Consider the following 14030-nt stretch of genomic DNA (forward strand, 5'->3'; position numbering starts at 1 on the left):
CGGGGGCCGCCCGTCCGGACATGGAGCCCAGCTCGTCACTCGTCCAGGCATGATCCTCCGAGATGGCGGCTGTCGAAACCCTACCGCTCTTGAGACGTCTCGAACGGAAGCAGGTTTGAAAGCCCTTGGCTTCCCGCTACATTGCGCCGCTCCGACACCCTGGCGGATGAGGTTGCAACAGGATGGCCCGGCCTAGTCTCTCGCTTCAGATGACCGCTCGCATCATTGAGCACATCCGTGAGAACAATCTATCCGCCGGCCAGCACCTGCCGGCCCAGACCCTCGCCGACGCGCTGCGGGTGTCGCGCGCGCCGATCGCGGCGGCCTTGAAGCATCTCGAAGAGCTGGAGATCGTGCGGCTCGAGCCTTACCGCGGCTATTTTCTGGCCAAGGACGCACGGGACCTCGCGCCGGACAGCGGCGCGGGCCTTTTGGATCCAGAGCCCGAGGACGACCTGTATTTCCGGATCGCGGAGGATCGCCTCTCCGGAGGATTGCCGGATCGCGTGACCGAGAACGAGCTGATGCGGCTCTACGCCGTCGCTCGAAGCCGCCTCCTCAAGGTTCTGCACCGGATTTCCGAGGAGGGCTGGGTCGAGCGGCTCCCCGGGAACGGCTGGGCCTTTCGGGCCGGCCTGACGTCGCGGGAGGGCTACGAACAGGCCTACCAGTTCCGAGCCGCGATCGAGTCGCAGGCTCTTCTCCTGCAGACGTTCCGGATCGACGGAAGGGGCTTTCGCGCGGCCCGCGCGGAGCAGCAGGCCATCCTCGATGGCGGGTACGAACGCATGTCCCGCAATCACCTCTTTCAGGCCAACTCGCAATTTCACGAAATGCTTATCGCCTGCGCACACAACGACTTCTTCCTGGACGCCGTCCGACGGGTCAACCGCCTGCGGCGGCTGATCGAGTACCGGGTGACCGTCGATCGCTCTCGTCTGCCCGTCCAATCCCGCGAGCACCTGCAGATCCTGGACTTGATCGAAGCGGGCCAGCGCCAGGAAGCATCCGATTTCCTGAGAACCCACATTCTGGGGGCGAGCGCCATCAAGAGCCCACAGCTCGGCTAGCCGTCCGCCGAAACCGGTCCCCGGGCCGCCAGCTAATTCTTTATACGACCAATCGAGTTTTGCATTTCTTCTTCACATTATGCATTGCATTTTATATATATTTAATGTAATCGATAAGAAGTTAGTGTGATCGGCCGTCAAACCTCCGCGACGCCTAATGCATCTAGGATAGTCCGCGAGAGACGAAGCATCACAACGGGGACCCTTTGATCGCCGTAGGGAGAGCGCCGCTTGTCGATGTTTCCAATCGCGAAGCTGACGATTGCCGGGCAGTGCTATTCTGTTGTCAACCTCCCTGAGGCGGCGGGCGACGCGCTGCCGCGACTGCCCCACATCCTGCGCATCATGTTGGAGAACGTCCTGCGCAATGCGGGGTCGGATGCCTCTCGCGCGAAAGCTGCCATTCTCGGCTGGCTTCGGGAGGCATGCAGCCAGGACGAGATTCCATTCTTTCCAGGCCGGGTGCTCATGCACGACACGACCTGTGGGCCTGCTCTGGTCGACATCGCCGGAATGCGCGCCTCCCTGGCTGAGGCCGGCCACGACCCAAGGCGCCTGAACCCGGTTCTTCCGGTCGATGTGTCGACCGACCACTCCCTGGCCGTGGACGTGTTCGGCTCAGCCGACGCCTTGCAGCGCAACATGGAGCGCGAATTCGCGCGCAACGCGGAACGCTACCGTTTCATGAAATGGGCGACGCGCACCCTATCGGGCGTTCGCGTTCATCCGCCGGGCACAGGCATCATGCACACTCTCAATCTTGAGCGGTTGGCGACCGTGGTGAGCAGTGTGGACCGGAACGGCGTGCGCTGGGCCATGCCCGACACTCTGATCGGCACGGACAGCCACACTCCCATGATCAACGGCATCGGTGTGTTGGGTTGGGGCGTCGGAGGCCTTGAGGCCGAGAGCGTGTTTTTCGGGATGCCGGTGATGATCCGCGTCCCGGACGTGGTAGGCGTTCGCCTCGTGGGACAACTGAAGCAGGGTGTGCTGGCCACCGATCTCGCGCTGACTGTCACGGAGAGGCTGCGCCAGATCGATCTCGCTGACCGCTACGTGGAATTCTATGGCGCGGGCGTCACGAGCCTGTCCGCGGGCGATCGCGCGGTCATCGCCAATATGACGCCGGAGTTCGGCGCCAATTCCGGGTTCTTTCCCATCGATGCCCAGACACTGCGCTACCTCCGGGAGACCGGTCGTTCGGAACACCAGGTTCTCCTCGTCGAACATTACGCCAAGCACCAGGGCCTGTGGTTCGATCCCGATGCCGCTCCGCGCTACACCCGCACGATCGAGATCGACCTGAATGACGTCGAGGTCAGCCTCGCTGGCCCGAGCCGTCCACAGGATCGGATCCGTGCCGGCGCGACCGTGCAGGCTCTGGCGCCCTTGCTGGCGGGCCGTGGCGGCGACGCCCCGGCGCGAACGCCCGGCAACGGCGCGGTCGCCATCGCGGCCATCACGAGTTGCACCAACACATCCGATCCAAGGTTGTTGGTGGCGGCGGGCCTCCTCGCCCGCAAGGCTCGCCGCTTGGGCCTGACGCCGCCGCCTTGGGTGAAAACGTCGCTGGCACCCGGCTCCCCCACCGCCGAGCGCTATCTGCGCCGATCCGGTCTGCTGGAGGATTTGGAAGCGGTTGGTTTCGGCATCGTCGGCTACGGCTGCACCACATGCATCGGGAATTCGGGGCCCCTGCCCTCTCCGATCGAGCACGCCATCCAGGAACGCGGCATAGTTCCCGTGGCCGTGCTGTCCGGCAACCGCAACTTCCCCGGGCGGGTCCACCCCCAGCTTGAAGCCGGCTTCCTGGCCTCTCCTCCGCTCGTGATCGCTTTCGCGCTGGCAGGCGATGTGAACCGGGACATCCTCCTGGACCCGATCGGGCGCTCGTCGTGCGGGCAGAGCGTTCATCTGTCGGACCTGTGGCCGACGGGCGACGAAATCGACGCCGCCTTGGCCACGGCACGCGAGAGAAGCGACTACGACCTGTCCTACGAGGAGGCGGAAGCCAGCGAGACATGGCGCGTGCTCGACGCTCCCGCCACCGCGCTCTTCCCTTGGGATCCGCGATCCACCTACATCCGGCGCCCACCCTTCGCAAGCTTCGACAAAGGCACGCTGCTGGGCACGTACGCCGCCCACCCGCTTCTCGTCCTCGGGGACGATATCACGACCGATCATATCTCCCCGGCCGGACAGGTTCCGCAGGCCAGCGAGGCTGCCGATTACCTCGTCGAGCGAGGCGAGGATCGTCGCGACCTGAACGTGTTCGCGGCGCGGCGCGGCAACTGGGAGGCCATGGTCAGGGGTCTGTTCACGAACCGAAGCGTCCGCAATCTTCTCGTGCCTGGGATCGCACCGGGCTTCACGGTTCACGCGACGACCGGAGAAAGACTGCCGCTCCATGAAGCCGCCGGGCGCTACGCCCGGGAAGGGGCCTCCCTCGTCGTGGTGGCGGGCGAGCGCTACGGGATGGGCTCGTCCCGCGACTGGGCCGCCAAAGGTGTCGCCCTTCTGGGCGCGCGGGCTGTTCTCGCGTCGAGTTTCGAACGCATCCACCGATCGAACCTGATCGGCATGGGAGTTTTGCCTTTGCGCCTGCCGGCGGACCGGCACCCGAACACGCTCGGGCTGAAGCCCGGCGACCTCATCGAAGTCGATGCGGATCCGGAAAAGATTGGGCCGCGCCGCTCCGTGTCCGTTACGATCCGACGGGTTTCGGGCGAAAGCGAGACCTTCAACGCCATGGCGGCCATCGAGACGCGGCTCGAGGTCGAGATCCTGCGTGGCGGCGGCATCATCCCCCTCATTCTGCATCGTGTCACCAACGCGGAGACGACAAGCCGCGAGCCACATGCACCGGAGATCACCGGCGACGGTGACTCCCTGCGGCGAACTGCAACGCCGTCCAAGGGAGGCTGATCGAATCCTCGATCGGCTTTCATCATCTCACGCAACCCAAGGGAGGAACTCGTGAGCCATATGTCCAAGACGATCCGCGGCGCCGCCATCGCGGCATTCGCCCTTTTCGCATCCTCGGCGCTCGCGCAGCAGGACTTGAAGATCATGGCCCCGGCTGGCCCCGGGGGAGGCTGGGACGCCGCCGCGCGTTCGCTTCAGCAGGTCATCACGCAAACCGGCCTCTCCAAGAATGTGCAGGTCACCAATGTCACGGGCGCGGGCGGAACCATCGGACTGGCCCAGTTCGTCAATACGGCCAAGGGAGATCCGAACCAGCTCATGGTCAACGGCATCACGATGCTGGGCGCGATCCTGTCGAACAAGTCACCCGTGAATCTCGATCAGGTCACTCCCATCGCAAGGCTGACGGGCGATCCGCTTGTCATCGTCGTACCCGCCACTTCACCGATCAGGACCGTGAAGGATTTGGAAGCCGCCGTGAAGGCCGATCTGGCCAAGGTCACCTGGGCAGGCGGTTCCGCAGGCGGCGCGGATCATATTCTCGCAGCCCTGTTCACGAAGGCGGCCGGCGCCGACCCGGCCAAGGTGAACTACATCGCGTTCTCGGGCGGCGGGGAGGCGCTGGCGGCCATGCTGGGCGGCAAGGTGACGGCGGGCGTCTCGGGCTACGGTGAGTTCGAAAGCCAGATCAAGGCCGGCAAATTGCGGGCGCTCGCCCTCTCGTCCGGCAAGCGCATGGCCGGCGCCGATGTCCCTACTCTCAAGGAACAGGGCATGGACGTCGAGGTTGTGAACTGGCGCGCCGTGATGGCGGGCCCGGACATCACGGCGGATCAACGCAAGGCTCTTGCGGAAACGATCGAGAAGGTCGTGAAGTCGAAGGAATGGGCCGAGATCCTCAAAGCTCGCGGTTGGGAGGACTACTATCTCGCCGGCGATCCCTTCAAGGCTTTCATCAAGGACGAGCAGAGCCGCGTCGGGGAGATCCTCAAGTCCGTCGGCCTCGTGAAGTCCTGAACGCACAAGGGGAGCCCAACAGGCGGCTCCCCTCTCCCACGGGCCTGCGCCAGATCCGTTTCAAGCCTTGACGTCGAGCATGGCGGCCGGCAGGGTCTGGCCCTCGACTTGCTTGGCTTGGACACTCGGCTGCCTCTGATAAGGCCTTGCGAAGTAACGTTCGAGCCTGGCCCCCAGCACCGATATCGCCCAGCACAGCACGAAATAGACGATCAGGATCGTCCCATAGATCAGGTATGCCGGACTTCCACCGCGGGAGATGGTCGTCTGCTCGATCAGGATCTGAGCCGAGCGCAGGAGTTCGTTGACGCCGATCACCGCGCCGAGAGAGCTTGCCTGAACCAGGCCCGTCACGAGGCTGACATAGGGCGGCAGGATGACGGGCATCGCTTGCGGGATGACAACGAGAAGAAGCCCCTTCCAGCCCCTCAACCCGAAAGCCAGAGCCGCTTCCCTCTGGCCGCTCGGAACCGATGCCAGTCCGGCGCGGATGATATGGGCGCCGTTCGCGCCACCCCAGACCGAAACGCTGAGCGCACTCGACCAGAACGGGTTGAGCGAGATGCCCGCATTGGGGAGAACGAAGTAGACCAGCAGCACCGTCACCATCAGGGGAATGTCGCGCAAGCACTCGACCAGCATGTAGACCGGACGGCTGAGCCATTTCGACTTCAGGGACAGTCCACCGGCGAAGAGGATCGCGAAGAACGTTCCGCCGAGGATCATGACGAGGGACAGGAGGAGGGTGTGCGCCAGCCCATCGAGCAGGAATGACTTGAACTCGAGAAGAAGCATCGACTATCTCCCGGCGAACGGTCGGTTGAGCCGCTGCTCGACGAGGTGTCCCAGCCCGGACAGGGCGAAGACGCAGAGCAGGTAGATCACGCAGATGGTGAAGAACATCTCGATGGCGCGGAAGTCATAGGCGATCCGGTCCACGGCCACGAAGGTGAGCTCGACGAGGCCGATGGCCTGCAGATAGGCGGAATTCTTCACGGTTGCCACGAGGGTGTTCATGGACGACGGCAGGGCCGCTCGGGCGGCGAGCGGGAGGACCACGAACAAGGCATGGTGCCACCGGTGAAGTCCAAGGGACGCGGACGCGTCGTTCATGCCGCGGCCGACCGCAGCCAGGCCGGCCCGGAAGTTCTCGATCTGGAACGCGCTGGCCCAAACAGTCAGAGCAATGACGCCTGACCAGAAGACCGAGAACCGCAGCCCCAAGCTTGGAAGGCCGTAGAAGATGAAGAAGATCTGGACCAGGTAGGGCGTGCCGCGAATGAACTCGACATAGCCCCTCACGGCATATTCCGCCGGCTTGAAGCCGCTCGTCCTCAGGGCAGCCCCCAGGGCGCCGATGAGGCACGACAGGATGATCGCAAGACCGCTGACCATCAAGGTCATCTTCAGGCCGGACATGAGATCCGGCAGGGCATCGAGAATGTACGTGAAGTCCATCGTCGTCCGCCTTCCCAAGGTGAAGCCGTAAGCGAGACAGCATCATGCCCCGGCGGCGAGCCGCCGGGGACAAGACGCGTGGCTCAGTTCGTTGCCGGAGGATTGGTCTCGAAGGACTTGATCATTTCCTTGGCCACGACAGGGTCTGTCACGAAGGTCGGGACGGTTTTCGAGAAGTACTTCTCGTCCTTCAGCTTCTTCAGAACGGCGTTGACGAAGGCTTTCAGCTCGGGCTCGTTCTTGCGGATGCCGACGCCGTTGAAGCCGAGATCCACCTCTTCATTGAGGACGCGCAGGTTCGGGTAGTTGCTGGCGAGGGTCGCGATCGTGATCGCGTCTCCCACATACCCGTCGCCACGGCCCTGCTGGAGGGCCTGGATGTTGTCCGCATTGGTGTTGAGCTGCACGAACTGGATCCCTGGGATGCGATCCTTCAGCCACTTGAGCTGGGACCCGCCCTTCACGATCAGCATCGACTTGCCGTCGAGGTCGGCGAGCTTCTGCACCGCGCTGTCCTTCGGCACGATCACGCGGCTGCTGCCCCAATAGTAGATGTCGGAGTAATCGATGACCTGCTCACGCGGCGGCGTCTTGCCAAGGGTCGCGATGATCAGATCGATCTTGCCGCCGGTCAGGGACGGAATTCGCGCGTCGGTGGCCACGCAGCTCAGTTCGGCCTTGTCGGGCGATCCGAGGGCGTAGGTGCCGATCTGCTTGGCCATCTCCACTTCAATGCCCAGCGGCTTTCCGTCCGGGCCTGACGAGCCGAAGGGGGGCGAGTCGCACTTGACGCCGATCTTGATGACGCCCGCGTCCTTGATGGCCTTCGGCACCGGCGGAAGGGATTGAGCGGAGGCGGACGCGGCGAAGCTTGCGACAGCAGCCGCGAAGCCAAGCGACGCGACCGTGCCTCTGAGGATCTTGGAAAGGTTTGTCATAGTCACTGTTCCCTTGGGTTTTCGGTTTCTCGATGGTGGACGTTCTTCGCCCGTTGGTTGTTGCCGCGGCTTCCTGGGGGGCCGCGGAGGATCGACGGCCCTAATGCAGGATCTGCTTGAGGAACGTCCGTGTCCGGCTCTCGCGTGGATTGCCGAAGAACTCTTCCGGCGCAGCCGTCTCCACGATGCGCCCTGCATCCATGAAGATCACGCGGTCGGCTACCTGCCGGGCGAAGCCCATCTCGTGGGTGACGCAGACCATCGTCATCCCGTCGCGCGCAAGCTGAACCATCGTGTCCAGGACCTCGCGCACCAGTTCGGGATCGAGCGCCGATGTCGGCTCATCGAAGAGCATGATCTTCGGGTTCATGCACAGCGAGCGAGCGATGGCGGCGCGCTGCTGCTGCCCTCCGGAGAGCTGGCTGGGATAGAAGTGAGCCTTGTCGGGAATCCTCACGCGCTCGAGATAGCCGAGCGCCAAGGCCTCGGCGTCCTTCCTGGCGACACCCTTCACCCAGCGAGGCGCAAGGGTGCAGTTCTCCAGAACGGTGAGATGCGGGTAGAGATTGAAGTTCTGAAATACCATGCCGACATCGCGGCGAACCCGGTCGATGTCCCGGTTGTGATCGGTCAACTCCGTCCCGTTGACGACGATGCGGCCCTTCTGATGCTTCTCGAGATGGTTGATGCATCGGATCATCGTCGACTTGCCCGATCCCGAGGGACCGCAGACGACGACCTTCTCACCCTTGCGCACTTCAAGGTTGATATCGTGGAGCACTTGGACGGCGCCGAACCACTTGTCCACGCCCGTGAGCGCGACGCAAACCTCCGGCCTTTTCGTCCATCCGTCGCGGCGATCGTTATCCTTCATGGATTTCTCCCTTGAGGTCCCGGCCTCAGGAGGCCAAGGCCTGTGTCTCCTGCGGGAAGCGGCTCGGACGGAACCTGGCCAGGAGCGGGCTCACTTCGCCTGTCACGATCTCCCGGGACACCAGTTCGCCGGCGATCAGGCCCATCGTGGCGCCACTGTGGCTGAACGCCACGTAGTAGCCGGGAATGCCTTCGACCGCTCCAAGAACCGGTTCGCCGTCGAGCGGAACGGGCTTCGGTCCGACACCGTAGGATTCGACCTCGATCTTGGGATTGCCCTCGAGCACGGCTGACGCCTCGGCGGCGAGGCGCTCGATGACGGAGCCCGGCACTTCGCGCACGTCCCTGGGCCCTTTGCTCACCTCTTCTTCGGACCACGCGGAGTCGAAGACGACCGACCCGTCGGGCGTCGGACGGAGCGCGACGTTCGGCGTGTTGAGCACGGCCCGCAGCGCGACCTTGAGGGGCTTCGACTTCACGAGCAGGGAGATCGGAGTCGCGTCCGGAATTCGGTATCCCGCCTGGGCTGCAACCTCCGGAACGGCGGCGCCCGTGGCGACGAGTACGGCGTCCGCTTCGACGCGGGTGCCGTTAGCGGTCGAAACTCCCACGGCGCGGCCGGCCTTGAACTCCACCGAGGCCCGACCGGCTTGCGCGATGGCCTTGCCGCCTCGTGCGGCGAACTCTTCCAGCAGGACGCCGATCAGCGAGGGCAGATCGACCCATCCCTCGCCGGGGTTGAAGATCGCACCCTGCCGGGTGATCGCCTTCGGGTCCACGCCAGGGGTCACGGCGGCCACCTCGTCGGGCGCCAGGAGTTGGGCATCGTAGCCGATGCTCTGCTCATGTGCGAAAGCGTCGGCGATCTTGTTGGAAGCGTCGTCCGCATCCCATGTCAGGCCGCCGTCGAAGCGCAGCCAGTTCACGCCCGGATTTTTCGCCGCCAAGGTGCGGTACCGATCAATGCCGATAAGGCGCAGCTGGTGGTACTCGGCCGACCGGAAACGCGCCGAGTTCAGCCATGCCAATGAACGCCCGGATGCCTGGCTGGCGAACCCAGCTTCCGTGACGAGCGTCACCTGCGCTCCGAGGCGTGCAAGTTGAACGGCCGAGGAGACGCCGAAGATGCCGCCGCCGATGACGGCGACCCGCAAGGATGAGGACGGTGTCAAGTGATGTTCCCTTCTTGGCTTTTCGTCGTGTTCGAATGAATCCGAAATGTCCGCGATGCACCTCAGCCGGCGCGCTCCCATTGGCCCGATTGCGCCGAACGGAAGAGGGCGTCGAGCACCTGCATATTCAGCACGGCATCGGCGAGGCCCCATGGCAGCGGCTCCTCTCCCAGCACGGCCCGCGAGAAGGCGTCGCCCTGGAGCGTGTATTGGTCGCTCGCCGGGATCGTGATGGTTTCGCGTCCGCCGCCGTTCAGGTCTCTTCCGTCGTCGAAGGCGATCGTCGTCTCGGCTCCGGCCGGGGCGTTGAACGGGATGGCGATCTCGAGACGGCCCTTGGTGCCGAGAATCGTCACGCTCTGGGTTGGGACGAGTTGCGTCGCGCAGGTGAAGGCCAGGTGCCGACGTCCCGGAAACTCCGCAAGACCACTCGTCATCCGGTCCGTTCCGAGATCCGGATCGAGATCGAACAGCCCGATCACCCGCTCGGCTTCGGAGCCGAAGACGTAGCGGGCGGTGTTGATGGCGTAGCAACCCACGTCGTAGAGCCCTCCGCCACCGATATCGGGCTGGTTGCGAATATTCTCGGGGTCGGTGAGGTAATAGGAGAAGATCGTCTGGATGGCGCGAACCTCTCCCACTCGGCCGCTCTCGACGATCTCACGGACCTTTCGCCATTGCGGATGGAAACGCACCATGAAGGCTTCCGCCACCAGGAGGCCGGTGCGCGTCTGCGCCGCCTCGATGGCGCGCGCCTCACTGGCGTCGAGAGCGATGGGCTTCTCGCACAGCACGTGCTTTCCGGCCTCAAGGGCCCAGATCGTCAGGTCGGCGTGAAGGTGGTTCGGGAGCGGATTGTAAATGGCGTCGATCTCGGGATCGGCCAGCAGAGCTTCATAGGACCCGTAAGCTTTTGAAATGCCGAGCTCCGTCGCCGCCTGCCGGGCTCGCGCCTCATCCCGCGACGCGATGGCCACGATCTCGGTCGCTTCACCCGCCTGCATGGCCGGGATCACATGATTACGTCCAATCTGAGCGGTGCTCAGCACACCCCACCGAACTTTCTTCGACACGGACCAGAGACCTTTACGGATTGCGGGATGGGGTGGATCGCGTCCCGATCCGGATCGGAAGCGGCAAGGGTCGAGACGGAACGGGATCGCACAAGCGCTCGATCACGACCGACATCCACGCGGCCCATCCGTCGCGGAGGATCCGCAACCGGTGACCCAAGGTCCGGACCGACCGGATGGGTGATGACCCGCGGATGACACTACAGGATAGGCGAACCGTCCGCATCGAAGCTTCCCCGAAGACAAAGCAAGAAATGCTGGCTTGAGACCGGTTTCAAGGCTATTTGAGACCGGTCTCACTTGTCAATAGCGCGATTTGCTTGACGGTTTTCCTAAATGTCCCTTAGGTCTCGGCCCATGAATTCATCCATCCTCCCCAAGCGGCTGGTTACCGTCCAGGACGTGGCCCGCGCCGCCGGCGTCTCCAAAGCCACGGCCGCTCGGGTGCTGGGCAATTACGGCACCGCGAGCCCGGCCGTGAAGGAGAAGGTTTTGGCGGCCGCCCGCGGGTTGGGTTACCGGGCCAACGAGTTGGCCCGCAGCATGACCACGGGCCGCTCCCAGACGATCGGCGTCGTCGTAGGCGACATCGAGAACCCCTATTTCGGCCAAGCCGTACGGGGGATCAGCGACGCCGCCCTCGCGGCCGGATTCAACGTGCTTCTGGCCAATTCCGGAGAAGACGCCGCGAAGGAGAGATCGGCCGTGCAGGTTCTGCTCGGCAAGCGCGTCGACGGCCTCATCGTCACCCCGGCATCCATGTCGGACACGCAGCATCTGCGGGACGTGCAGCGCTCGGGGCGCCCTCTCGTCCTGCTCGACCGCTCCCTGCCCGACGTCACGGTGGATGCCGTCGTGACCGACGATCGCGCCGCCGCGGCGGCTGCGACGCGCGTTTTGCTCGCCGCAGGTCATAGCCGCATTGCCTACATCTCCGCCACGGCGTCGGACGACCCGGTCTATCGCGGACCCCACCAGATCAGCCTGAGCACGGTCCTGGAGCGCATCGAAGGTTTTCTGGCCGCCAGCCGGGATGCAGGCATCGACCAGCCCGAACGCTACATCCGTCTCGGAGCGGCCCGGCGGGGCATGGCAAGCCGCATCATCGCCGATCTCCTGACGGGGCCCGAACGCCCGACCGCGATCCTGGCCTCGGACAATGTCGTGGCCTTCGAGGTCTTCAAGACGATCCGCTCCCTGGCCATGACGATTCCGCAGGATCTTTCTCTGATCGCCTTCCACGATGCGGATTGGACAAGCGTGACGAGCCCGCCGATCTCCGTCATCTCACAGCCCGTCTACGATCTGGGAGCGAGCAGTGCGGCGGTTCTCATCGATCGCATTACCGGACAGTCGGAGACTCCGGCGCGGCGAGTTCTGCCGACGACCTTCATTGCACGCCAATCCGTCGGCGCTCCGCCCACCTTGCGTGGCACTGCTAGATCGGCCGAACCCGCCGGTTCACAGCCGAAACGTGGCTAGCACATCCGGCTGCGGCGATCATCCCAAGGAAGCTCCCTCATGCTGAAGGCCATTCACCATGTCGCGGTGATCTGTTCGAACTACGCGGCTTCCAAGCATTTCTACGCGAATGTTCTGGGTCTTCCGATCATTCGGGAGGTGTGGCGGGCGGAGCGGCAATCGTGGAAGTGCGATCTCCGGCTCGGCGCCGCCCAAATCGAGCTGTTCTCATTCCCGTGCCCGCCGGAACGGCCCAGTCGCCCGGAAGCCTGCGGCCTCCGCCATCTGGCCTTCGCAGTGGATGCGATCGAGCCTGTCGCGGCGCATCTTGCGAGTCATGGGATTGCCGTGGAGACAATCCGCATCGACGAGCACACGGGCAGACGCTTCACGTTCTTCTCGGATCCCGACGGGCTTCCATTGGAATTGTACGAGGAACGTTGAGGCGCGTCCCCTAGGGGACGGCGATCAAGCCGGTCACGTCACGCCCCTCGACCAGGATGCCGAGGCGATCGCTCGATTCGCTGGTGATCGGCTTATAGGTCAGGTTGATGAGCCGCTGCTCCGGCGGGCGTCCGCGCCGTGCTTGGACCAGGAAAGGCAGCCGGATTCCCGTGAAGGCGTCCCCCGTTTCGTAAACTCGGTCGAGCAATTCGAAGAAGCCCTGCCCTTCGACCTCCGGGAAGGCCTCCCGGACGGGGCGCCCCGTGAGGGCGCGCCGGCCGACGAGATGGCGATAGGGATGATTGGCCATGTGGAAGACATGCCGGGGCCCCGTCAGCACGGCAATGAATTTGGCGGGTGCCAGACGGAGCCTTTCGGCCAGCTTGTCCGCCGGACTGCGCTCCTCGCCGTTCTCAAGGTTCTGCCGAACAGGGAGGGGCGGCCGAAAATCCTCGATGGCCGTGACGGCGGCCTTAGCTTTCTCCAGAAAGCTTAGCTTGAGCCGTTCCGGCTCCAGATGCCACCCTCGGGCGTTTTCATTGGTATAATAGAACGCTCGAGCAACCGCCTCCACTTCGTCCTGATGCATAAGGCAACCCTTAAGAATTGATGTTGGGCTATGCTGGGCGACCCTTTAAGGTCCCTTGCAGGACCCTGATTTTGTCGACCACAGATTGAAGATTGTCCAAAGTACGGCCTATCAGTCTGTCTGGAAGCGTACCGTTTTTGGCCCTTTTTTCATCAAAAGACGTTAGAACTTAGTCTTACCAGGCGGAATGGAACGAAATGGCCGCGACAATCCAGGATTTACAGCAAAACCGGCTGCTGAACCTCCTGCCGCGAGAGGACCAGAGGCGGATCGCGCGAGATCTGGTTCCCGTCGATCTCAGGCGAGGAGACGAATTGCTCGATGTCAGCATTCCCGTGAACGATGTTCATTTCGTTCTGGAGGGCTCCATCTCGGTGATCATGATCATGTCGGACGGAAGTGCGTTCGAAGGCAGGGCCGTCGGGTTCGAGGGCGCTCTCGGTCTGGTCGCCGGAGCCGGTGGCACCCGGCGTCCCTTTCGGCGCGGCATCGTCCAATTCGGAGGGAAGGCCCTGAAAATCAGCGCCATCCGCCTGAAGCAGCTGGTGGAGGAGAGCGCCGGGATCCGGGACATGGCCATGCGCAACGCCGAAATCGTGGTGTTCACCATGCTCCAGACCGCGGCCTGCAACGCCCTTCACCCCCTGGAATCCCGTCTGGGACGCTGGCTCCTCATGGCACGCGACCGGATCAGGAAGTCCGAGCTGCGCGTCACCCACGAGTATCTCGCGGAGGCGCTGGGGGTCCATCGGCCCGCCGTGACGCTGGCGCTCAAATCTCTCAGGAAATATGGGCTCGCCTCGGGGAGAGGATATGTTCGAATTGACGACGCAGCGTCCCTGGAAGAGGCTACCTGCGAGTGTTACCGGACGATCAAGTATCAATTGGACGAGATGCTCGCCGCAGGGTGAACGGTGTTCTTACGCTTGGTCCACGCGAGCCGCATGAGGGTGTCGCGGATCGGCCCCCGGGCCGGAAAACTCAACCCATCCCGCTGCCTGAAAGGG

Annotated in this window: 13 protein-coding genes; 6 read left to right on the forward strand and 7 right to left on the reverse strand. The window is 63.8% G+C overall.

Going from position 1 to position 14030, the window contains the following annotated elements:
• The first annotated feature begins 182 nt into the window (after window positions 1–182).
• The 3 genes from ILT42_RS04090 (at window position 183) to ILT42_RS04100 (ending at window position 5015) form a co-directional block, all read left to right on the forward strand.
• Window positions 183–1070: a GntR family transcriptional regulator gene (locus ILT42_RS04090; protein ID WP_204214035.1), complete on the forward strand. Its 888-nt coding sequence runs from the start codon at window positions 183–185 to the stop codon at window positions 1068–1070.
• 237 nt (window positions 1071–1307) lie between these two features.
• Window positions 1308–3998 (forward strand): aconitate hydratase AcnA, encoded by a 2691-nt coding sequence (acnA, locus tag ILT42_RS04095; RefSeq protein WP_229428459.1) that lies wholly within the window; start codon window positions 1308–1310, stop codon window positions 3996–3998.
• Between the two features lie 60 nt (window positions 3999–4058).
• On the forward strand, window positions 4059–5015 hold the full coding sequence (locus ILT42_RS04100) for a Bug family tripartite tricarboxylate transporter substrate binding protein (RefSeq protein WP_229428460.1): 957 nt from the start codon (window positions 4059–4061) through the stop codon (window positions 5013–5015).
• 60 nt (window positions 5016–5075) lie between these two features.
• Here the strand turns inward: ILT42_RS04100 and ILT42_RS04105 are convergent, their stop codons facing one another.
• The 6 genes from ILT42_RS04105 to ILT42_RS04130 all read right to left on the reverse strand — a co-directional run bounded on the left by ILT42_RS04105 (window position 5076) and on the right by ILT42_RS04130 (window position 10529).
• Window positions 5076–5810 carry an amino acid ABC transporter permease gene (locus ILT42_RS04105; protein ID WP_204214038.1) on the reverse strand — a complete coding sequence of 245 codons (735 nt, stop codon included), beginning with the start codon at window positions 5808–5810 and terminating at the stop codon, window positions 5076–5078.
• A gap of 3 nt (window positions 5811–5813) precedes the next feature.
• A complete protein-coding gene (locus ILT42_RS04110) occupies window positions 5814–6473 on the reverse strand; it encodes an amino acid ABC transporter permease (protein ID WP_204214039.1) in 660 nt (219 codons plus the stop codon).
• An 83-nt stretch (window positions 6474–6556) separates the two neighbouring features.
• A complete protein-coding gene (locus tag ILT42_RS04115) occupies window positions 6557–7411 on the reverse strand; it encodes a transporter substrate-binding domain-containing protein (RefSeq protein ID WP_204214040.1) in 855 nt (284 codons plus the stop codon).
• A gap of 100 nt (window positions 7412–7511) precedes the next feature.
• The gene (locus ILT42_RS04120) at window positions 7512–8285 is read right to left on the reverse strand and encodes an amino acid ABC transporter ATP-binding protein (RefSeq protein WP_204214041.1); all 774 of its coding nucleotides are present in this window, start codon (window positions 8283–8285) and stop codon (window positions 7512–7514) included.
• A 25-nt stretch (window positions 8286–8310) separates the two neighbouring features.
• Window positions 8311–9456, reverse strand: a complete 1146-nt coding sequence (locus tag ILT42_RS04125) for an NAD(P)/FAD-dependent oxidoreductase (protein WP_204214042.1) — start codon at window positions 9454–9456, stop codon at window positions 8311–8313.
• 62 nt (window positions 9457–9518) lie between these two features.
• Entirely contained in the window at window positions 9519–10529 is a 1011-nt protein-coding gene (locus tag ILT42_RS04130; RefSeq protein ID WP_204214043.1) for a Gfo/Idh/MocA family protein, read from the reverse strand.
• A 357-nt stretch (window positions 10530–10886) separates the two neighbouring features.
• On the opposite strand from ILT42_RS04130, the gene ILT42_RS04135 reads away from it, so the two are divergent.
• A complete protein-coding gene (locus tag ILT42_RS04135) occupies window positions 10887–12011 on the forward strand; it encodes a LacI family DNA-binding transcriptional regulator (RefSeq protein WP_204214044.1) in 1125 nt (374 codons plus the stop codon).
• Between the two features lie 39 nt (window positions 12012–12050).
• Window positions 12051–12434, forward strand: coding sequence for an SMU1112c/YaeR family gloxylase I-like metalloprotein (gloA2, locus tag ILT42_RS04140; RefSeq protein WP_204214045.1), 384 nt, complete (start codon window positions 12051–12053; stop codon window positions 12432–12434).
• Between the two features lie 10 nt (window positions 12435–12444).
• Here gloA2 and ILT42_RS04145 read toward each other — a convergent pair whose 3' ends face one another.
• Window positions 12445–13023 carry a PAS domain-containing protein gene (locus ILT42_RS04145; protein ID WP_204214046.1) on the reverse strand — a complete coding sequence of 193 codons (579 nt, stop codon included), beginning with the start codon at window positions 13021–13023 and terminating at the stop codon, window positions 12445–12447.
• 197 nt (window positions 13024–13220) lie between these two features.
• On the opposite strand from ILT42_RS04145, the gene ILT42_RS04150 reads away from it, so the two are divergent.
• Window positions 13221–13934 carry a Crp/Fnr family transcriptional regulator gene (locus tag ILT42_RS04150; RefSeq protein ID WP_204214047.1) on the forward strand — a complete coding sequence of 238 codons (714 nt, stop codon included), beginning with the start codon at window positions 13221–13223 and terminating at the stop codon, window positions 13932–13934.
• Window positions 13935–14030: the final 96 nt, after the last annotated feature.

It is taken from the genome of Microvirga pudoricolor (assembly GCF_016892705.1).
GTDB classification, from domain to species: Bacteria; Pseudomonadota; Alphaproteobacteria; order Rhizobiales; family Beijerinckiaceae; genus Microvirga; species Microvirga pudoricolor.